This window comes from Rhizobium sp. PEPV16 (assembly GCF_008919455.1).
GTDB classification, from domain to species: Bacteria; Pseudomonadota; Alphaproteobacteria; order Rhizobiales; family Rhizobiaceae; genus Rhizobium; species Rhizobium leguminosarum_Q.
Genome location: NZ_VSZV01000266.1, coordinates 19,552 through 20,015 on the forward strand (window position 1 = coordinate 19,552; position 464 = coordinate 20,015).

At 62.9% G+C, this 464-nt stretch carries 1 pseudogene; it reads left to right on the plus strand.

The features are described from left to right. Positions 1-459, plus strand: a pseudogene (locus FY112_RS11185) (RNA polymerase sigma-54 factor); the annotation flags it as partial. Between the last annotated feature and the right edge of the window lie 5 nt (positions 460-464).

Below are 464 nucleotides of genomic sequence, written 5' to 3' on the forward strand. Positions count from 1 at the left end.
GCCCGTAGCCTCGCCGAATGCCCGGCGATCCAGCTCAGGCAGAAGGACCGGTACGACCCGGCCATGCAGGCTCTGGTCGAAAACCTCGAACTGCTGGCCCGGCGCGACTTTGCCACGCTGAAGCGGCTCTGCGGCGTCGACGAGAAAGATCTTCTCGACATGCTCGGCGAGATCCGTCAGCTCAATCCCAAGCCCGGCAGCGGCTTCGAAGCGGGTGTTTCCGAAGCAATCACGCCGGATGTAGTTGTCAGGCCCGCCTCGGACGGCGGCTGGCTGGTCGAGCTCAATCCGGATACGCTGCCGCGCGTGCTGGTCAACCAGTCCTATTTTTCCCGTGTGACGAAGAACGGCGAGGATCACGCCTTCCTCTCTGATTGCCTGCAGAGCGCCAACTGGCTGACCCGCAGCCTCGACCAGCGTAACCGGTGTTCTGACCCCACATTGTCTGCTGTCGCCTGATCTGT